Raw genomic sequence first — 21,122 nt, 5'->3', positions numbered from 1 at the left:
CATCACATAACAAACAAATACGAGATCAACTGACAACCGGCTCCTACCAAGAGACCATAATAGATTTCCTGATGGGTATGATCACTTACCAGTAATCTGGATGTACAGATCGAACCTGCAAGAAGTATCGCAATACTGATAAAAAATCCGAAAGGAAGCTCATAATAATAAGAAAAGAGAATCATTGCCATTACAGCCCCACCTGCAGCCATTGCGTGCAGACTGATTTTAATAAAATTGTTGAATACCAATCCGATTGATGTTGCAATAAATATACCCATGAAGAAAAACTTCAGCACGACAGGCTGATCTGTAAAATTCCGGCTTAAATAATACATCCACCAGTAAAAAAACATCGTGATAACAAAAGGAATAATTCTTTCCTTTTGTGTTCTCAAAAAAATACTTTCACTGAATTTCAATCGCCACAAAAGAAAAACTGCAAAAGCCGGAAAAAAAGCAGTTAACCAGAATAAGCCAAACAAACGCATATTGAGTTGCCAAGGTGAAATACCGGCAAACTCATATGGCACTTGCTTCATTAAAAAGAAGAAAATATAAGTTGGGATAAAAAGAGGGTGGAATACATACGAAATGACCTTCGCAGGTATTACTAACAATAATCCTTGTTTATCATTTTTTTCAGCAACTTCATTCATGATCATCCTTATTTCGGTGCATGATTTTTTTCGACACCGCAATACTACAACTACTTATTGACTTTGATGAAGTATACCACCGTATTAAAGTTGAAATCGCTTGAAATATTCACTTCTGTACGCTTATTTTCACCATCCGTAATGACCATCAGTGCCGAATTCGGTGGTGTAATACCCAGGCTCTCTGCAAAAAAGATCATTTCATTTTTACTTTGATCACTGCTGAGCTTTACATAGAAAGTAACTGGTTTATTGGTACGGAGCAATTGCTTGTAAACAATAATTTCTTTATTGTAAATGACAGATAAAGAGTCGTAATCAAAGGTCCCGTTATCAAACAGATCCACTCGTACAGAGTCAGATGTAGTATAAACGAATAGCGGTTTACTGGGTATTCGCATCTTCATTTCATCAACCAGATTGGTCGCCTTTACCTTCGGAACAAATTCAAGTAAATCACCAATATCTAGCTTATTCTGCTGACTAATACTTCTGTTTACATTTGATTGCCCCTCAGGTATCAATCGCTGTCGTTGAACCACTGTTTTATTGGAAGCCTTTTCCTCGCTGATTTTTTGTTTTGCTTGCGGCGTAGTATCAGCCTTATGCATGTTTTCCTCTGCGATAGTTGTCTTGTTATTATTTTTCTGTGTTTTGGAACGTCTGTTTACAACGCGTTTATTTACAGAAGATGCTTCTGATTGCACATTCGATAATGTAACATTCGTTTCGACCGTAGATTTATTTTCATAGGAAGCTGCATCTATTTCTTCGCCTGATGGAGTCCAATGCGGATTTTTATCGGTTGTAAGAATAAGATCGGATCTTCTATTAGCAATTTGCGCAGCTTTATCATAAGAAGCATCTTCCTTACATGCCATCAAGAAATATTTTTTCGCATAATAATCAGTATTGATTCTAGCAGGATCAATACCTTTCTTTATCAAGTAAGCGCGTACCGATGCCGATCTCTTTTTCGACATATTGATATTGGCTTCACGAGAACCTATACAATCTGTAAAAGAAGCCACCGCAACATTCAATTCAGGATTATCCTTTAACTGCTTCACCACTTCATCCAATACCGGAACATCAATACTTCTGATCTTCGCACTGGCAAAATTGTAATTCACATACATTCTCTTCACTGAAATGGCTTCAATAGAATCCGGCGCTGGTCTACTGATCCGGCTCGTATCTTTTTGAATGAATACCGGTTCGATCTGCGCTGTATCCTGTTTAGCTTGTTGTTGTTTAACTATAACGGGTGACGCTGTATCTTTTTTAGGAATATAAGGTAGTAGTAAAGCATTAAATATTTCAAGACAACAGGAAGACTCTCTGTCTGAACTAAAATATACTGTATCAGAATCTTTATATTTTTTGTAGTACAGATCATTCTTCCCGGAATTGATCGGATACCCCAGATTAGTAATTTTTGACCAGTTATTTTGAAAAGGAGTGCCTTGTACTTTATAAATATCCATTCCACCCATACCGATCGCACCATCTGAACTAAAGTATAAGCTACTGTCCCCCGCATCAAAATAGGGCGATACTTCTTCTCTGGTTGTATTCACATGCACACCAGCATTGATAACATCACCTTGCGGTGTTTTACCATCCATTTTTACCAACCATATATCAAAGCTACCCTTAGTGCCGGGCTGATTGGATGAAAAGAAAAGATATTGTCCATCTGTAGTAATAAAAGGTTGTTTTGAACTATATCCTTTAACATTGACTGGAGCCGGCAACAATATTGGTTTCCCCCACTGCGACGATACCGAGCTGCGTTCTACATAATAAATCTGATACTCTTCTGTTGTGCTGCTTTTATTTTTTAGCCAGCCGGTGAAATAGAGAGTTAATCCATCTGCAGATAAAGAAGAAGCTCCCATATTTAACTGATCATCTGCCCCCGATTGCATTTTTTTCACACCCCCACTATATTCATTTCCTGTGTAAAGACGTACAGGGTAACTTTTTTGCTTTTTGATCATCTCATGTCGTGAACTGGTAAACCAAACTATACTGTCGTTTACTTTTTCAAGTGCGAAATTGGATCCATCAGAAGAACCGGTAACAATATTTTTTGTGACTGTTGCTCGTGGGTATTCTTTTAACTCTTGAATGGTATACAAACAAGATGCAATTCCCAAGCGGGCCATACTTGCATACTCATCCTCTTTTGGATATCCACTTAAAAAAGCATTGTAAGCAATCTGTGCCTGAATCGGATCATTGTTTGCTAAGAGTGTATGAGCATACCACAGTTGAGCCAACGGGAATTTGTTATCCCTGAAATTCAGATAATTTTTATATGCTAATAAGGCTGCCCCATTATTATTATGTAAACGATAAGATTCCCCCAACTGATAGGTAGCCCTTACAATTTCTGCTGGTTTTAGTTTTCCTCTTCTACGCACAACCTGATGAGGATATACAAGACCCGGTGTTGATTTTACCAGCGGGCTATCATACAAAACAACTGTATACAACTTAGAAGCCTGATAATAATCTTTCTCTTTAAATGCTGCATCAGCTGTTTTCAAAACTTTTTTTGCACGCTGTGCATACAATGCCTGGTTACGCTGCACGAGTGACAGCAATACGATAATAGCAAAAAGTAAATAATATCTGGGGCTTACAATCTTGGGCATACAAACTTTGAATCTGTAATTTTTCTTCTACCAATAAAACTGATAGATAATTCATATCCTCCGTTACCAGAGGAAGCACTTTTCATTTTTGACATATTGATATCATAACTGAACCCTATTGTTAGTCCATTAAGATGAATACCAATATTGGGTGCAACTGCATCATTCAAGCGATAGGTAGTTCCTAAAAGCAAATCAGCTCCATCTTGGAGTTGCATATTCATAGATATCCCACCTGTGATTTCACTGGCATCTCCTTGTTTCAGCAAAACTGCATGAGGAGTAAGATCTACCCGATCACTCATCCGCATTCTCAATCCGCCATGAAGCGCATATCGCATCGGAATCTTATTGTTATTACCGTTGGCGAGAAATTGATTACGGGGTTGAGTAGGATGATATGCACTCACTCCAAAAAATGCATTGGTCGCTTTATCGGGCTCTGCATCAAAATATACAAGACCCAAGCTTCCATCCAAAGCAGTTGCATTGGTTCTTATGAACTGTTCGTTTGATGGTATCGTGGGGTCATATCCTATCAATGGATTGTACTGATTACCATACTGAAACTTACCAGGATCAATTCCTCTATTCAACATCCCTATCTGAAATCCACCACTGATGATCTTATATTCTGTTAGTCTTGCTTTGTAGGAAACCGATACATACCCATTGTTATAGTAGTATCCTCCATCACCTGTAGTTTGACTCAGCACTGTCATTCCAACTGAAAAAGCATCTGATATACTCATATCACCGGAAACACCTTTGGTAATGAATGGAGATGAAATAGTAGGCCACTGATAACGATAATTGGCCGTTACCCTATAGAAACCATCGTTCACTCCTGTAAGCGCCGGATTCAGCCATAATGGATGCGCATAATACTGTGTAAAATGTGCATCGATCTGCGCTGCTGATCTGTTGATGAATAATACCATCACCAGATTCACTATGAGTAAAAATCTACGCATGCATTCATCTGTTTTACGGGTGTAAAATTTTATCTGACCAGGTTAAAAGAACCTGCTTTTGTTATTTTATTACCACTTTGTGTTTTTACTTCTAAAGCATAAGAATACCTTCCTGCTGGTGATTGATTGCCTTTATAGGTTCCATCCCACCCCTTCTGTCTGTCGGTACTAATGAAAAGTTCTTGCCCCCACTGATTATAAATAACCAACCTCATCGTTTCAATCGTATTCCCAAACACCAGCAAGAGATCATTTACGCCATCTCCATTCGGAGTAAATGCATTTGGCACATAAATACCATCACCAAAAGGATTAAGTGATGTGGCAACTGCTTTCACACTATCACTGTTCTCACATGTATTTCTACCTATGGCTTTTACCCATATCTTAACGGTTTGATTGGGCTGTAATCCGCTGATCGTATGCTGTAGTCCCTGAAAACCTGAAGAAGGATCATTGTACACAATACCACTATCCACACTTTGTTTGTAGCCAATTGCATTTTCAACACTATTCCACCTAAATCGAACAGAGCTTCCAGTAATGTTATCTGATTGAACGATCGGTGCTGAGATCTTTTTTCTGACCACTACTGTTGCATTAGCGGATTTTGCAGGACATATATCCGGATTACCTGTTGCACGCACCATAAAAGTGGTATCTGTCACCACTGAATTTAATTTAAGGTGTTCACCAGTATTTACGGGCGAAGGATTACCGGTAACATACCACTTATACGTAACCCCATTTTGCGGAGATACGATAAACAAAGAATCAGACTCTCCATTACAAACAGAATCTTTTTCAAGTCTGATGATAAAATCATTGATCAAAGATCCCAGCAAAACTTCAGTTGTATCTTTTATAGAACAAGTACCATCAGATGCGGTAACCACATATCTGCCACTTTGTTTTGCCCAGATGCTTTGTGTTGAAGAACCATCATTCCATAGATAAGTAGTGAACCCGCTACCTGCATCCACCAAAGTACTGTCAGCACAAACTTTTACAGTATCGCTCAAAGATGTAGTCAGGTTTTTGACTGTGATGAGAATACTGTCTTTTGAAATGTTTGTACCGATGGTTCTTGTAACCGTATACCTGGTCGTCTGCAATGGTTCTACCTTGATATTTTTTGTAGTAGCGCCATTGGACCAGCTATAACTGGTATCGGGGATAGGCGCTGTAGAAGAGTCTGGATAATACGCCCAGATACCATCGAACCGAGCCCAGATAACACGTTTACCTATTTCATCATAATAGGCATAATTGGGTAATGTGGTTCTGGCCATTGCCGGAGGCTGTACAGAACCTTCTGCCTGAAACTCTGTAAAGCCGGCATCTTTTGATGGACGAAAGCGAAAGGTTTTATTGGTATTATTCAGAAACTGATTGCGGATATAATCTCCTGTTGGCTGAAATCCTCCAAAAAGGAAAAATCTTGATTTATCATAATCATAAGCCAATGCCCCTTCATATTGAATAGAAGGATCATTCACAGGCAGTATGTTTTTGAATTGATAGGTGGTGAGATCCAACTCCCACAAATCTTTGAGCCAGCAGAAAATTCCTGTAGCAGTTGCCCATGGACTTCCAAGTGTACAAGTTCCCGTCAATTCACTACCACTATAATTACCTTGTCCGGAAAAAAGATAAAGCTTAGAACCATCTTTATTTCCGGCAACAATATTTCCACCTTTAGGTGGTGCTACATCAATTGCAGGATTATTTTTTTTCATCTGCCATGCTGTACCATTGTGTTCGAAAATCCAACTCTTCACCTGTGCAGAACCATACCCACCATAAATGCCCGGCTGATTCAGCATCGGATTCCAATATGCAGAAGCTCCATAACACTCATTATCTGTTACACCGGCTCCGATTTGTGTCCAACTGCCGCCATTTGCAGGTAATGCATAAATATTATCTCGCCCACTTCTCCAGCATAATAAACGGTTATTGGTAAAATCATATACAAACTCAGAATAATCACCCGGCCAGTTCGTGGCTGGAATAATGGTTACTTCATTTTTGTTAAGATCGTAACGTGTAACGGTTTTATTGATGATGGAATAGAGATACTGGTTTACCTTATCATATCCAAACGGTTTGATATTAAAAGAAGATGGATTGATCTGATTACCGGTAATAAGTTGTTTCCATACACCAGGTAATACCGTGTCTTTGGGTAGCGGATCCCTAAGTTCGAGTTGTACAGATACTCCTTTACAAATGGTCGTGTCAGATTGAATAATAAACCGGGTAGTGTCTGCAACAGAAGATGCATGCAGATGTAAGGGAGACATGGCTATACACAAAGCCATGAATAAAGCAAATAATAGATTTCGCTTTTTCACTTGGTTGGATATTGAATTTTAACTGCCCTTGCAGATGAAATAAAGATAGACAAAAGCACTAAAAATCAATAAGATTATTCCCTTGAAATAGGGAAAAATCAAGCATTTCTGAAGATTCTGTAAAAAAGTAGGGATATCACTACAACTCTTTGCGCAATCTCGCCACAGGTATATTCAGTTGCTCTCTGTATTTAGCTACTGTTCTGCGCGCAATATTGTATCCTTTTTCCTGAAGCATTTCTGTTAACACTTCATCACTGAGTGGTTTACGCTTGTCTTCGGCTTCTATAATGTCGCTTAATATTTTCTTCACTTCTCTGGTACTCACTTCTTCACCGCTGTCTGTACTGAGTGATTCACTAAAGAAAAATTTCAGTCGATACGTTCCGAATTCCGTTTGTACAAATTTACTATTGGCAACACGACTCACCGTAGAAATATCTAATCCCGTAAGCTCTGCAATGTCTTTTAGTATCATTGGTCGCATGGTGGTTTCATCCCCCGTCAGGAAAAACTCTTGTTGATGTTTCATGATAGCACTCATCGTCCCGATTAAAGTATCCTGACGTTGTTTGATCATATCAATGAACCATTTTGCGGAATCGATCTTCTGTTTGATGAACAATACCGCTTCTTTCTGACGTTTGTCTTTCTTACTCCCCTTGTCATATTCCTTGAGCATATCTCTATAACCCTCACTGATACGAAGATCCGGAGCATTTTTTGCATTAAGTGTCAACTCCAGCTTTCCATTATTATTGAGGATAAAGAAATCAGGAACGATATAACTCTCAGCCTTATTGATCTCGCCAATATTTCCACCCGGTTTAGGATTCAGTTTGATGATCTGATTGATCACATCACGAATTTGATCATCAGTCAGATTCAAACCACGCTGTATTTTTTCGTAATGCTTTTTTGTAAACTCATCAAAATATTTGGAAAGTACCTGTACTGCAAGTTCAACTGAGATACCTTCACTTAATTTTCTTTTCAGCTGTAACAATAAACATTCTTTCAGATCTCTGGCACAAACTCCCGGTGGATCGAACTGTTGGATCTGATGAATGATCTCTTCAATTTCTTTTTCTTCTACACTCAATCCCTGACGAAAAGCAAGATCATCTGCGATAGATGTCAACTCACGACGCAAGTAACCATCATCATCCAAACTACCGACAATCTGTTCTGCGATCTTATAATTTCTTTCATCCAATTCCAGCATTCCGAGTTGGTTCAAAACCAATTCATGAAAACTGGTCTCTACCCGAATTGGGATCACTTTTTGATCATCCATTTCTGGATAGTTATCATCCTTCATTTTATAGTCCGCTATTTCACCGTCATCATCTACCACATATTCACTGATATCTACATTATCGTACTCATCAGAACTTCCGTCAGGATCAAGATCATCTTCAGGAGAGTTTTCAAACTCATCTTTCATATCGTCCCCAAAATCATCCGTATGTCCTTCTTCATCCATTTCTAATGCAGGGTTCTCTTCCAATTCCTCTTTGATCCGTTCTTCCAGATTGGCAGTAGGTATCTGCAACAGCTTCATCAACTGAATCTGTTGTGGAGATAACTTCTGTAATAGTTTCTGTTGTAACGACTGACTTAACGACATATCTTCCTCAAAATACAAATGAACAATGCCATTCAGAATTTTCTGATGCTTGTTTTTGTTTAACATCTTATGATGCTAAAACGCTGTAAATTTACATACAATCAAAGCAAGATGTTAGCTAAACGGATTTGTTTGTTTGTGAATTTATTCCTAATAACTGCAGTTTCTACAAAAGCGCAGTTATCGCTCACGTCTGCTCCTTCAAAAATATTTTCTACAGATAGTTTACGAGGTTCAGGTTTTCGTTTATTACCGGAAGACTATTACAGCAAGAATTTATCTTTTTTCTGCAAAAAAGAATTACAGATCGAAAAGATCACTAAAGTACCACTTCGTTTTCGATTGGGGAGTTTGGACCATGTAAATCAACTGGAAGGAAAACAGGCTGCTTTTATACCTGCTTCATTCAAGCGGCCATCCGGTTCTCGTAAGGAATAGATCTGAATTGAATCTGATCATTCAAGGCTTCGATCAATAAGGCCTTATCCTCTTCGATAATGGTTTCAAAAGGAATGGTATCAGAAAAATAAGTAGACATATATTTTACCGTAACCTTTTTTTCATCGACCACGATTTTTTTGATATCACTCCAAACAATGATTTCTCTTTCTTTGGCACCCATTGCCGGTTTTGGTAAACGCCAGCTGATTCCCTCATCATCAACTTTTATAAAACAATTGTTGATCTTACTGTTTTTATACTGCTGATACAATCTTTCTAAAAATCCGTATAAAATTATCAGTTGAGCAGAAGTAAATACCCATCGGCTAAAAAAATCCTCGTCGCCTTCAAATGGAAATACCATTCTGAAAACATTTAATCCTGCAGCGATTGGAACTATGATGATCCAGAAATAAAACCAAAAGCCCAAGGGCACAGGTTTATAATAAGCAGTATATGATTTAGGCTCAGGCATGAACTGTGGCGCTTGTTAATACTTTTTTGATAGCTGCTACCATTTTCTCACCCTTCTCTTTAATCTGTTCTTCTGTCCACAACAAACTAATGGCAGTTGAAATACATCTGCTCATCACCGCATCACTCGCAGCAAATGAAGTGTCTTTCAATTTTAACAATGCTTGCTGTTGTACATCACTTAATCTATTTAAAGTGGTAGCATTTTTAAGATGATCCCATTTGCTGATGTAATGCCAATTATTGGCATACCAATAAAAATTACCCGCCAGTATACCCTGCTCTTTCATTTCTGCGATCACCGCTTTGGTCAATTCTTCACTAGGCAAAAACCAGCTGAGAAAACTGCAGCTGTCACCCGCTTCATCTGGCACTTTTCTAAAACTCACTTCAGGTATGGTTTCTAGATATGCACGTAAAGCCTTGTTATTTTTGCGCTGCAAGCTCAGGAATGTATCCAGCTTTCTGATCTGTGCCAATCCAACCGCAGCATGTAATTCACTGATCCGAAAATTATATCCAATGAACGGATGCAAATCTGCACCACGATCTACTCCTTTATGATCATGACCATGATCTGTATAGCCATCACATTTGGTCCACACATCTTCACTATTGGTCATTACCACACCACCTTCACCACAAGTAATGGTCTTTACAAAATCAAAAGAGAAAGTACCTGCATGACCAATCGTACCCAACGCTTTTCCTTTATAAGTTCCGCCGATACTCTGACAAGCATCTTCTAATAATATCAGGTTATGTTCCGTACAAATCGTTTTCAAAGCATCCAGATCTGCCATGCTACCACACATATGTACCGGCATCACACATTTTGTTTTGGGAGTGATCGCCGCTTTTACGGCAGCAGGTGAAAGTGTTAATGTTTCATCCACATTTACTAATACCGGCACAGCACCTACACTTAATACGGCTTCAAAACTGGCTACAAAAGTGAAAGAGGGCATGATCACTTCATCACCCGCACCGATATTTAATGCTGCCATCGCAGTAGTGAGTGCTGCTGTTCCACTTGAAGTCAGATGTGCATATTTACACCCAAACACTTCAGTGATCGCTTTTTCCAACTCCTGGGCTTTCCATATCCCTTTACGTGGACCATCAAATCCATAACGCATCAGGATGCCTGTTTCCAGCACATCATTCACTTCTTTTCTTTCTTCGGTACCAAATAGTTCAAATCCAGGCATAGTTGCAAAGTTTGATGCAAAAATAAGGAAGAAGTTGACAGTTGATGATTGACAGTTAAAGGAAGAAAAAAGATTTTCGCCAACTGTCAACTATCAACTGTCAACTATATTTGCATATGACTCCTACTCTCTTCTACTGCTACGATGCTTATTGCGGCTGGTGTTATGGCTTTAGTCCGGTAATGAAACAAATTCAGGAAAACTATCCTCAACTACCAATTGAGGTATTATCTAGTGGCATGATCTTACCGGAAGAGCCTGTTTCCATTGCCGTTACAGCCGGTTACATTCAGAAAGCATACAAGACGGTAGAAGAATATACCGGAATCACATTCGGACCTGATTATCTATGGCATATCAACAATCCTGACCTTAGTGATTGGTTTCCACATTCCGAAAAACCAGCGATCGCACTTTGTATTTTCAAAGAATTTTATCCTGACCAGCAGGTCGCATTTGCATCGGATCTACAATATGCTTTACACTTTGAAGGTCGCGACCTTACTGATGATGAAGCATACAGACATTTACTGGAAAAATACAGTATCAATCCTGAGACCTTTTATGAGAAACTCAAAAGCGATACTTATAAGGAACAGGCTTATTATGAATTCTCATTGGTGAAGCAGTTACAAGTGACCGGTTATCCATGTGTGCTGATACAGATCAGCGAATCAAAATTTCATTTGCTGGCAAGAGGATATACTGATTACGAAACGCTGAAAAGCAGACTGGATAATGTTTTAAATGAGATCGGCCAGACTTCGTAATAGCACAAAGAAACGTTAAGATATAAGAATGGTCGTTGCGTATCGGATCATCACAATAGTTTCCGTTCTCAAATCATATACACATGAAGTCGATTTTTACGATCGCAGCAATTTGCTGTACTTTTTTTTCAATGGCCCAGAATGTCAAAATGGATTTTGAAAAGTATGAGCCGAATAGTACACTCGTCGTTCCCGAACATAAGCTCACCAGCGCTAAATTTCCTTTTATTGATGTTCATAATCATCAATTCAATATGCCTTCACAAGATGTAAAAGTATTATTGAAACAAATGGATGAGTTGAATATGCGTGTGATGGTAAACTTAAGTGGCAGAGGATTCAAATCTGTGAATGGACAATTCGGTTTGCAGGATCCTCAGTATTTGGCTGATGCCATTGCCAATGCCAAGAGAGCAACTCCCAACAGGATCATTCATTTTACCAATGTTTCATTCATCGGTGTAGGAGAACCGGGGTGGACTGAAAAAGCGGTTAAAGAATTAGAGAATGATGTAAAAGCTGGCGCGAATGGTTTAAAAGTATATAAGAATTTGGGGTTCTCTTTCAAAGACAATACCGGCAAATTATTACGCATCGATGATCCCAGATTGGATCCGATCTGGGCAAAATGTGGTGAACTGAAAATACCGGTACTCATCCATAGTGCAGACCCTGAACCATTCTGGCAGGCTTTGGATGATAAGAACGAACGCTGGCTGGAACTCGCTACCAGACCTGATCGTAAAAGAAGTGATACAGATCCTGCTCCATGGGCAGACCTGATACAACAACAACATAATATCATCAAGCGTCATCCAAAAACCAATTTTATAGCCGCACATTTTGGATGGTATCCAAATAACCTGGCCAAATTAGGCAGCCTGCTTGATGCCATGCCCAATATGTATGTTGAATTTGGCGCTGTGATAGCAGAACTGGGCAGACAACCCAGAATGGCCAAAGCATTTTTTGAAAAGTACCAGGACCGAATCATGTTTGGCAAAGACAGTTGGGTACCCGAAGAGTATGCTACGTACTTCCGTGTATTAGAAACAACGGATGAATATTTCCCTTACCACAAAAAGTATCACGCTTTTTGGAGAATGTATGGAATAGGATTAAGTGATGATGTATTGAAGAAAGTGTATTACAAAAATGCACTGCGATTGATCCCGAATATTGATAAAACTTTATTTCCTGATTAGATGATTAAGCCACAGATGACAATCAATGCATCTGTGGCTTAATTTACTCCTTTGAATCCATCAATGGGTTTTTCTCCTTTCGTTTAAATCTTTCAAACCATTTTTTAGGGAGTAATAAGTAGGCCTCTCCCATAATAAGTGTCATTATAATTGCATACACCCAATCGCCTCCATCTGATCTTGCGATCAGGAAAAAAATTAAAATGACCAAAGCAATCACAACTGTGAAAGCAATACGAATCATCCATTTTTTATTCATATGCTCAAAATACTAAAACAATCTTTCATTCGGAGGTGTCACGCCTTGTAAACGAATGTAAATAGTACATTGTCCACGATGATGCGACTGATGTTCAAAGCCTTTCATGATCCAACTTAATCTTGACTCATTGAGATTACCGCGCTTTACCAATTCCCCAAGTTTATTGGCATCCATCGCTTTGATACCATCGATGGCAAAATCATAACTCGCATTCACGTAATAACTCACTGAGTCTTTGGTTTGAGCCGTCGCTGATTTTTCCATGTTATAACCCGGGAATATTCTCGCTTTACCAGTACCATTCGCCGACAACCCAATACTGCCTTGTGCCAAATGCAGCATTTGTTCTGCAAAACTTCTGATACCTTCTACTGGTTTGGCAGTGTATTTATCTGCAGGCATCGCAGCAAGATATTCAGCAGTATATATTTTAGCTCTTTCCCAGTCTTTGATCAATTGTGCTTTCAAAGAATCAGGTGCTACAGTTTGTGCAATACTAACCGTTGTACAAAACAGGGTCAGTAGAAAACTGATCATGATACATTTTTTCATGTGTTTGGTTTTATGTAATAAGAATTAGGGTCTTTGAGGAATGCTGTGTAAAGCAACTCTGTTTCCTTCAGAATCAATGAATACAGCCATGAAGCCATATTCAGGAGAAATTTCCGTTTTAGGAACGGTGATCTTTCCACCTGCCGCTTCAATTCTATCCAAAATGATCTGAACATCAGGATTCCCATTCAGGTATACCAACGGACCATCTGTAGCGGAAACCTGATGAAAACCACCACTGTCACAAAGTGCTCCTCCAACTGCAACACTATTATCTACTGGAAACATCCGCATCTTGATATTGGGAAGATCCAGTGGAATCATTTTGAAATGAAAGATCGTTTCATAAAACTGTTGTGCTCGGTTGATGTCCTTAACAGGAATTTCAAACCAACTGATGGCATGTTCCATATGGATTGTTTTGAGGGGTGATCACTAGAGACAAATAAATCTTCTGATTCAAGGCTTCGTTCATCACAAGTTATGACCACCTATCGATCATTACAACCTTTGGCTGTGAAATCTTTAGACCGTAGATGAATTTTTTCGTCGGAATAGCCATAAGAAGTTAGTTTTATAGAGCTGCAAACTCTGATGCTTTTTCCCTTACTTTGCAGCCCTAACATTTTGTATATGGTGTATAGTAAATTGATATCGATCACCGGACTTCCCGGATTGTTTGAAATGGTTGGCAGTAAGACCGATGGTGCTATCGTACGTTCACTGGAAGATAAAACTACCAAGTTCGTGAGCAGCCGTGTTCATAATTTCTCTCACCTGGAGAGCATTGAAGTATATACTGTGCGTGAGAATGTAAACCTGGTAGAAGTATTTCAGGCGATGGACAAAAGCAAAGAAAAAGTTCCTGCTGAGAATGATGCAAAAGCAGTAAAAGCCTACTTCGAAAAAGTATATGCAGACATGGATTTTGATCGTGTCTATGCTAGTGATATGAAGAAAATGGTAAAGTGGTTCAATATACTGAAAGCCAATGCAGTAGAGCTGAAACTCTCTGAAGAAGAAACCGAAGAAAATGAAGGATAATCCATCCTCACTTCTTATTGACCCGCAGCCAATCACTGCGGGTTTTTTATGCAGTTTTATTTAGTCTATTTTTAAAACCCGCAAAAAAACGCAAATTCAGTAGATTCCTTAACTTGTGCCCAGAACCTCTTCCATATGAAAAAAATTTTCTTCTTTTTCTTTTCTGCATTGATTTTCACAAGCATCACTGCGCAGCAATTTTATGAGCATACGCCTGAAGCTGATAAATGGGTTAGAAAACAATTCCGCAAATTATCGAAAGACCAGCGCATCGCACAACTCATGATCATACGTGCGCACAGTAATCTAGGGGAAGAACACGTGCAAGAGGTCACAGAACTTATTAAAAAATACAATGTTGGTGGACTTTGTTTTTTTCAGGGTGGACCTGTAAGACAGGCCAATCTCACCAACTTCTATCAAAAGATCGCTAAAACGCCATTGATGATCGCAATTGATGGTGAATGGGGATTGGGTATGCGCTTAGATAGTGTGATCAACTTTCCTCGCCAATTAATGATGGGTGCTGTTCCGGATGCAAAGCTGATCTACCAGTTTGGATTGGCTGTAGGTGAACAATGTAAAAGATTAGGAATTCATGTGAACTATGCACCGGATATTGATATCAACAACAATCCCATGAACCCTGTCATTAACGACAGAAGTTTTGGAGAAGATAAATACAAGGTTGCACTCTTTGGCGTACAATACATGAAGGGTATGCAGGATGTAGGTGTGATGGCATGTGCCAAACATTTTCCCGGTCATGGTGACGTAAGTGTGGACTCACATTATGATCTGCCTGTTATCAATAAATCACGCGCACAACTGGATCAGCTGGAGTTATATCCTTTTCGTGAGCTGATCAAAGCAGGTGTAGGCAGTATGATGATTGCACATTTGGCTATTCCGTCGATTGATACCACTGCAAATCTTCCAACTTCTTTATCGCCGAAAAATGTAACAGACCTGTTACGCAATGAACTTGGCTATCAAGGTATTTCATTTACAGATGCTTTGGAAATGCAGGGTGTTGCTAAATTTTTCCCGAAAGGAGACGCCTCAGTGATGTCACTCATCGCAGGCAATGACATGCTATGTTTACCAGGTGATGTGCCGGGTAGTATTAAAAAGGTTAGAAAAGCCATCAAAGAAGGGAAGCTTACTTGGGAAGATCTGAATGCACGCGTCAAAAAAGTATTATTGGCAAAATACCATCTAGGTCTAAACAAAAAACAAGTGATCAATACTGAGAACTTAGCAGAAGACCTGAATGCAAAAACCAATGAGATCAAAAAAGCGCTTGCTGCCAATGCTTTGACCTTGCTTCGCAAGAATAATGAGAACCTTTTACCACTGCGCAGTAATAAAGTGGCTTTTGTTGGTATTGGTATCAGCAAAGCAAATGCTTTTGCAACAAGAGTACAGCAGGATCTTAAAGCTGATCTTTTCTTTTTCGAGAATAAAGACACAATCACTAAAATCAACAGTATCCTTGAGCAGCTTAACAATTATGATGCGGTTGTCGTAGGATTTCACAATTATAATCGCAGACCTGCCAATCAGTTTGGTCTGAGTAAAAACAGCCTGGAACTATTGAACAAGCTACAAGGCAATAAAACGATCACATTTGCATTTGGTAATCCCTATGCAGTTCAATATATCTGTAACAGCAGCAATCTGGTCGTATGTTATGAAGATGACGAGATCACGCAACTGGCAGCTGCTGATCTACTTGTAGGAAAAATAAACGCCAAAGGAAAATTACCGGTTACTGTTTGTGAAGGATTTCGTTTTGGCGATGGCATTGTGTATGATAATAGTCTACCCGTTGCTAAACCCGAATCCGTTGGCATACGTAGTGAATCTTTAAAACAGATCGAAGTCATTGCCCAAGCTGCAATCGACAGTGGTGCCGCTCCAGGAATGGTAGTACTGGCAGCAAAAAATGGCAAAGTGATTTATCACCAGGCATTTGGTCATACAAATACTGATCGTACCACACGTATGACCAATGATATGGTTTTTGACCTGGCATCTGTTACTAAGATCTCCGCCACGACAATGGGAATCATGAAATTGTATGAAGAAGGAAAAATCGATCTGAATAAAACATTGGGTGATTACCTCAACTGGACAAAGGGCACAGATAAAGCGCCACTAAAGCTTGTGGACATTTTACTGCATCAGGCAGGATTGAATCCTTTTATCCCCTTTTATCGCGAAGTGATCGATACCGCAACCGGAATTCCGTTCCCACAATATTTTACGCAAACACAAACACCTCAATACGCATATCGGGTTGCTGAAAATGTATACCTGCGTAATGACTGGAATGATACGATGTTCAGCAGAATTTTATCCAGCAAGTTATCAGAGCAAGGTAAGTATGTGTATAGCGATAATGATTTCATTTTTTTAGGTAAGATCATTGAAGCTGTAAGTGGAATGAGTTTGGATCATTATGTCCGTAAAACTTTTTATGAACCACTGGGCATGACTACAACCATGTATAAACCTCGCGAGTCGATGCCTTTGAGCAATCTGGTACCCACAGAAGTAGAAACCCATTTTCGCAGACAACACATTCATGGCGATGTACATGATGAAGGCGCGGCTATGTTTGGAGGTGTTGCAGGACATGCCGGTTTATTTAGTAATGCATATGATCTTGCAAAACTCTACCAGTTATTACTTAACGGAGGTGAGCTGAATGGCGTACGATTACTGAATAAAACTACCATTGATAAATTCACAGCTTACAATAGTGAGGTAAGTCGCCGAGGATTGGGTTTTGATAAACCTGAAAAAGACAATGCCACCAGAAAAGAGCCTTATCCATCCCTGAGTGTTTCACCTGCAACTTTTGGTCATACGGGCTTCACTGGCACTTGTGTCTGGGTCGATCCCGCACAGCAACTGGTTTACATTTTTCTTTCAAATCGGGTAAATCCAACCCGAAATGGCAATAAGTTGGGCCGTTTAAATGTGCGTCCAAACATACAGGAAGCCATTTATGGAGCTATTGTGAAGTAAAACCAGATTTCCTCGAATTTTACCCCGTAGGCTTTAACTTCGTATACTATAATCATTAATGTATACATATGAAGTCTGCTCTGCAATCCATTTTAGCCGTAATTGTAATTGCGGTTATATTCACATCCTGCTCAGGCGGTGGCCCGAAAGAGGCTCGCTTTATTCCTAAATCATCCAGTGCCGTGATCGTTTTAGATCCGGGTGCTATGCAGGATAAGCTTACCAAAGGGGGTATCAGTGTTGATACATTGCTAAGCCGTGTGTTTAAAAATGATTCAATCGATACAAAAGACAAAGAAAAGATCAACGAGTTCAGAACGAATGCCGGAATGAACTGGCAAAGTCAGTTCTTCTTCTTCCTATCACAGAAAGGAAATCCTTCAACTCCAGAAGGCGGCACCACAGTCATGAATCTGATGGCTGGTTTGACCGATGCAACCAAGTTTGAAGCATGGCTCAAGAAGCAAGACGATCTCAACAAGAAGACAGTAGTAAAGGAAAAAGATTATTCATATTTGGTAGCAGAAGACAATACCATTATTTCCTGGAGCGAAAAAAATGTAATCGTTACGATCTACAATTTCTCTCAGCAGCCTACTTATGATACTGTTACAATGCAATTTAAGATCCCCGAAAAAAAGAATGTAGAAGCAGAAATGAAAGAGCAGGTAAAGGTCTACTATACTCAGGCGAAAGATGCTTCAATGGCGGGCGTGAAAGAATTCACCGGAATGTTTAAAGAGAAAGCAGATGGTTATGCATTTACTTCATCCAACAGTTCTTTATCGGCCTTAAGTATGTTACCGGTTTCATTACCTAAAGTAGAAGAATTATTAAAAGACAACTATTCAGCTTCTACACTCAGTTTTGAAGATGGAAAAATCATAGCTAAATCTACCACCTATACCAATCCATTGGTAAGTAATATCCTCAAAGAATATGCAGGCCCCACTGTAAACTTATCCATGATTGAAAGATATCCTTCAGATAAGATCAATGGTATTGTACTGGCTTCTTTTAATCCTGAGATCTTTGGTGGATTTTTAAAACAACTGGAAGTAGAAGGATTGGTAAATGGCATGATGGAAAAAACAGGGTTCTCCGTACAGGATCTGTATAAATCTTTAAAAGGAGAAATCGCTGTGATTGTATCAGATCTTGGTTCTTCACAGCCTGAGCCTCAGGAAAGAAATGATGAGAAAGAGATGACGGTTAAAAAACCAATGGGCAAAATGATCCTGAATGCTCCGGTTGGAGATAAAGCAAGCTTTACAAAACTGATGGATAAAGCAACAGAACTCGGGTACTTTAATAAAGAAGGTAATAATTATAAAAGTGGTGATCTGATGAAAGCATTTGGCATCTTCATGGTAGCTGATGATAAAAATTTCGTGATCGCAAGTGATTCACTCACTTATACGCAGTACATGTCTGGTAATAACAAAGCTGTTATCAATACCGAAACACTCAATCGATTCAAAGGAAAATCAACTGTGATCTATTTTGATATCGCCAATACCATTGGTGGATTCTATAATAATGGCGGAGATTATAACCAGTCCATGAAGACTGCAAAAGAAACATTCAAAGACATCATCGGTACTTCAGATAATTTTGATGGAAAGAGCATCAAAGGAGTATTTGAAGTTCGCATGCAGAATGAAAAACAAAATAGTCTGGTTACACTCACCAGTCTGATCACAGATATCGCAGTAGACATGCGGGTGGCAGCGCGCAGACAAAAGGAAATGGAAGAAAAAATGTTTCCTGGAGGATTTCCCGCCATCATACGTACTAACTAATTGAATATTTTAAGTCGATAAAAAGTCCTGTTACAGCAGGACTTTTTATTTGACCCTATTGAATGATAACTTAGAGCAATGATCCTATCACTACATAACGTTGTGCCACTGCCCTTAAAAGATAAGGTGCAGTTGCAAGGTTCTGATATTTGGAATCGTACGGTTAGTTTTACAGCAGGGCAATGGACCAAAATCAAAGCACCGAGCGGTACAGGCAAAACAACATTGATCCATTCATTGTACAAACTACGCGAAGACTATTCCGGAAAAATAGAATGGGATGGAGTGAGCTTACAGCAATTGCCAGCAGAGCAGCTATCAAGATACAGACAGGAAAAGATCAGTATCGTTTTTCAGGACCTGCGTTTATTTCCCAACCTTACTTCATTTGAAAACATTGAACTGAAAAGAGTTTTACAGAAACCTTACTGTGATCGGGAAAAGATATTTAGTATGGCTGAGGAATTAGGTGTGCAACATATTCTTCAACAGAAGGCAAGCATTTGTAGTTATGGAGAACAACAAAGAGTTGCGATCATCAGAGCATTGATTCATCCTTTTTCGATGTTGGTGATGGATGAGCCATTTAGTCATTTAGATCAGACCAATACTGCAAAAGCTGCTGCACTGATCATGAAAGAATGCAAAGACAGAAATGCAGGTTTTATCATTACCGATCTCGATGATGATCATCATTTTCCGTATGATCAAATATTGAATTTATAAGAAGTCCTTTATGAATGATCTGAATATTCTTCTAAAAAAACTGATCAGAACTGCTACCGGCAGAACCAGGTATGCAATGTCCATCATTGGCTTGTCTGTTGCATTGTTATTGATCTTAGCAGCAGTGCAGATACAGGTCAATTACAATGAACTGCTACAGGGAAAACAGAACAGAGATAGTGTAGCGAATTTTTTGGTTGTCAATAAAATACTAACTGATCAAAATATTGGAAAAGCAGTACTCTCAGAAGAAGAGATTAATGATATCAAAGCGCAACCTTTTACCGAAGCCATAGGGGTTTTGCAAACCAGTAGATTCAAGGCTTCCATTCAAAGTAGCAGTGATGTTTTTCCGTTCTATACAGATATCGCTTTTGAAAGTGTGCCCGATGCTTTTTTAGATATTAACCCCAAAGAATGGAATTGGAATGAAAACAGTGGGTATGTCCCGATCATCGTACCAGGTATGTTTCTGGATATTTATAACTTTCAATTCTCTTTCTCACAAGGTCTGCCACAGTTAACCAGAGAAGTGGTAAAAATGATATTCTTCAATATAAATGTGTATGGCGCTGATGGAACAACACGGGTATTTAAAGGTAAGGTAGTAGGGTTCAGTGATAGAGTTTCATCGTTGTTGATCCCTCAATCATTTATGAACCATGCAAATCAATTGTATGGAAAAAATATTGGCAGTGCTCCATCAAGAATCATTATCAGAACCAAAGATCCTGGACATCCTGAATTGATCAGTTACTTGAAGCAAAAGCAATTAACAACAGACCAGGATAAAACAAGATTCAGTAAGTACAGACAGATCGTGGAAATGGTCGTTAATATTACCGGTGTAACAGGACTACTGATGTTTTTATTTGCGATGTTGATCTTTACATTGTTCATACAGCTGACCATCAGCTCATGTAAAGAGGAAATAAAATTGTTGCTCACTTTGGGCGCTTCGCCTTCGCAATTACGCTCCTTTTTGATACGACAATTTTTTCCATCGAACATATGGATCGTATTATGTTCATTGCTGATCATATCGCTTGTGCAATATGGATTTGCGCTGTTTTTACAACAACAATCCGCATTTATTTCATACTTCATTTCTCCTATTACGATGGGGATTTCATTCTTTATATTATTGATTATCTATATTCTTAATAGAAGAAATATCAACACGAGTATTCGAAATTATTGATTCAAAAAATTGTTTATCAATTATTTTACGAATAATATTTAAAAATATTCGTTTAAAACACCGAACTTAAATTCAGTGAAAACACCTAAGCAGATTCCGTGAATAAATAGTGTCT

18 protein-coding genes are annotated in these 21,122 nt (G+C 38.9%); 8 read left to right on the top strand and 10 right to left on the bottom strand.

Features of this window, described 5'->3' with window-relative positions; genetic code table 11:
* Positions 1–2: 2 nt before the first annotated feature.
* The 5 genes from ABXG83_RS11615 to rpoN all read right to left on the bottom strand — a co-directional run bounded on the left by ABXG83_RS11615 (position 3) and on the right by rpoN (position 8,349).
* Positions 3–659, bottom strand: a complete 657-nt coding sequence (locus tag ABXG83_RS11615) for a hypothetical protein (protein WP_353549035.1) — start codon at positions 657–659, stop codon at positions 3–5.
* Positions 660–709: 50 nt separating this feature from the next.
* Complete coding sequence (locus ABXG83_RS11610; protein WP_353549034.1) at positions 710–3,322, bottom strand: OmpA family protein; 2,613 nt, start codon at positions 3,320–3,322, stop codon at positions 710–712.
* Entirely contained in the window at positions 3,307–4,296 is a 990-nt protein-coding gene (locus tag ABXG83_RS11605; protein WP_353549033.1) for a PorP/SprF family type IX secretion system membrane protein, read from the bottom strand. Before ABXG83_RS11605 ends, ABXG83_RS11610 begins: the two co-directional genes overlap by 16 nt.
* Before the next feature lie 29 nt (positions 4,297–4,325).
* On the bottom strand, positions 4,326–6,653 hold the full coding sequence (locus ABXG83_RS11600) for a gliding motility-associated C-terminal domain-containing protein (protein ID WP_353549032.1): 2,328 nt from the start codon (positions 6,651–6,653) through the stop codon (positions 4,326–4,328).
* 139 nt (positions 6,654–6,792) lie between these two features.
* The gene (rpoN, locus tag ABXG83_RS11595) at positions 6,793–8,349 is read right to left on the bottom strand and encodes an RNA polymerase factor sigma-54 (RefSeq protein WP_353549031.1); all 1,557 of its coding nucleotides are present in this window, start codon (positions 8,347–8,349) and stop codon (positions 6,793–6,795) included.
* Between the two features lie 45 nt (positions 8,350–8,394).
* Between rpoN and ABXG83_RS11590 the strand changes: the two genes are divergently transcribed.
* Positions 8,395–8,721, top strand: coding sequence for a hypothetical protein (locus ABXG83_RS11590; protein WP_353549030.1), 327 nt, complete (start codon positions 8,395–8,397; stop codon positions 8,719–8,721).
* Here the strand turns inward: ABXG83_RS11590 and ABXG83_RS11585 are convergent.
* Positions 8,690–9,199, bottom strand: a complete 510-nt coding sequence (locus ABXG83_RS11585) for a hypothetical protein (protein ID WP_353549029.1) — start codon at positions 9,197–9,199, stop codon at positions 8,690–8,692. The genes ABXG83_RS11590 and ABXG83_RS11585 overlap by 32 nt on opposite strands.
* A complete protein-coding gene (locus ABXG83_RS11580) occupies positions 9,192–10,409 on the bottom strand; it encodes a DegT/DnrJ/EryC1/StrS family aminotransferase (RefSeq protein ID WP_353549028.1) in 1,218 nt (405 codons plus the stop codon). Before ABXG83_RS11580 ends, ABXG83_RS11585 begins: the two co-directional genes overlap by 8 nt.
* 116 nt (positions 10,410–10,525) lie before the next feature.
* Here ABXG83_RS11580 and ABXG83_RS11575 point away from each other — a divergent pair, with 116 nt between their 5' ends.
* Both ABXG83_RS11575 and ABXG83_RS11570 read left to right on the top strand, forming a co-directional pair.
* The gene (locus tag ABXG83_RS11575; RefSeq protein WP_353549027.1) at positions 10,526–11,179 is read left to right on the top strand and encodes a DsbA family protein; all 654 of its coding nucleotides are present in this window, start codon (positions 10,526–10,528) and stop codon (positions 11,177–11,179) included.
* Between the two features lie 83 nt (positions 11,180–11,262).
* Positions 11,263–12,384: an amidohydrolase family protein gene (locus ABXG83_RS11570; protein ID WP_353549026.1), complete on the top strand. Its 1,122-nt coding sequence runs from the start codon at positions 11,263–11,265 to the stop codon at positions 12,382–12,384.
* Between the two features lie 43 nt (positions 12,385–12,427).
* Here the strand turns inward: ABXG83_RS11570 and ABXG83_RS11565 are convergent, their stop codons facing one another.
* Genes ABXG83_RS11565 through ABXG83_RS11555 form a run of 3 tightly spaced genes read right to left on the bottom strand, consistent with a single transcriptional unit; the run spans position 12,428 to position 13,609 of the window.
* The gene (locus tag ABXG83_RS11565) at positions 12,428–12,643 is read right to left on the bottom strand and encodes a hypothetical protein (RefSeq protein WP_353549025.1); all 216 of its coding nucleotides are present in this window, start codon (positions 12,641–12,643) and stop codon (positions 12,428–12,430) included.
* A gap of 12 nt (positions 12,644–12,655) precedes the next feature.
* Positions 12,656–13,198, bottom strand: a complete 543-nt coding sequence (locus ABXG83_RS11560) for a DinB family protein (protein WP_353549024.1) — start codon at positions 13,196–13,198, stop codon at positions 12,656–12,658.
* Between the two features lie 24 nt (positions 13,199–13,222).
* Complete coding sequence (locus tag ABXG83_RS11555; RefSeq protein WP_353549023.1) at positions 13,223–13,609, bottom strand: VOC family protein; 387 nt, start codon at positions 13,607–13,609, stop codon at positions 13,223–13,225.
* 222 nt (positions 13,610–13,831) lie between these two features.
* On the opposite strand from ABXG83_RS11555, the gene ABXG83_RS11550 reads away from it, so the two are divergent.
* The 5 genes from ABXG83_RS11550 (at position 13,832) to ABXG83_RS11530 (ending at position 21,007) form a co-directional block, all read left to right on the top strand.
* Positions 13,832–14,242 carry a DUF5606 domain-containing protein gene (locus ABXG83_RS11550; RefSeq protein WP_353549022.1) on the top strand — a complete coding sequence of 137 codons (411 nt, stop codon included), beginning with the start codon at positions 13,832–13,834 and terminating at the stop codon, positions 14,240–14,242.
* Positions 14,243–14,377: 135 nt separating this feature from the next.
* The gene (locus ABXG83_RS11545) at positions 14,378–17,278 is read left to right on the top strand and encodes a glycoside hydrolase family 3 N-terminal domain-containing protein (RefSeq protein WP_353549021.1); all 2,901 of its coding nucleotides are present in this window, start codon (positions 14,378–14,380) and stop codon (positions 17,276–17,278) included.
* A gap of 68 nt (positions 17,279–17,346) precedes the next feature.
* On the top strand, positions 17,347–19,080 hold the full coding sequence (locus ABXG83_RS11540; protein WP_353549020.1) for a DUF4836 family protein: 1,734 nt from the start codon (positions 17,347–17,349) through the stop codon (positions 19,078–19,080).
* A gap of 78 nt (positions 19,081–19,158) precedes the next feature.
* Positions 19,159–19,806 carry an ATP-binding cassette domain-containing protein gene (locus tag ABXG83_RS11535; protein ID WP_353549019.1) on the top strand — a complete coding sequence of 216 codons (648 nt, stop codon included), beginning with the start codon at positions 19,159–19,161 and terminating at the stop codon, positions 19,804–19,806.
* A gap of 10 nt (positions 19,807–19,816) precedes the next feature.
* Positions 19,817–21,007 carry a hypothetical protein gene (locus tag ABXG83_RS11530; protein WP_353549018.1) on the top strand — a complete coding sequence of 397 codons (1,191 nt, stop codon included), beginning with the start codon at positions 19,817–19,819 and terminating at the stop codon, positions 21,005–21,007.
* The last annotated feature ends 115 nt before the right edge of the window (positions 21,008–21,122 follow it).

Source organism: Sediminibacterium sp. KACHI17 (genome assembly GCF_040362915.1).
Taxonomy (GTDB): domain Bacteria; phylum Bacteroidota; class Bacteroidia; order Chitinophagales; family Chitinophagaceae; genus Sediminibacterium.
Note: the sequence above shows the minus strand (reverse complement) of the source record. Positions and strands in the feature narration are given on the sequence as shown.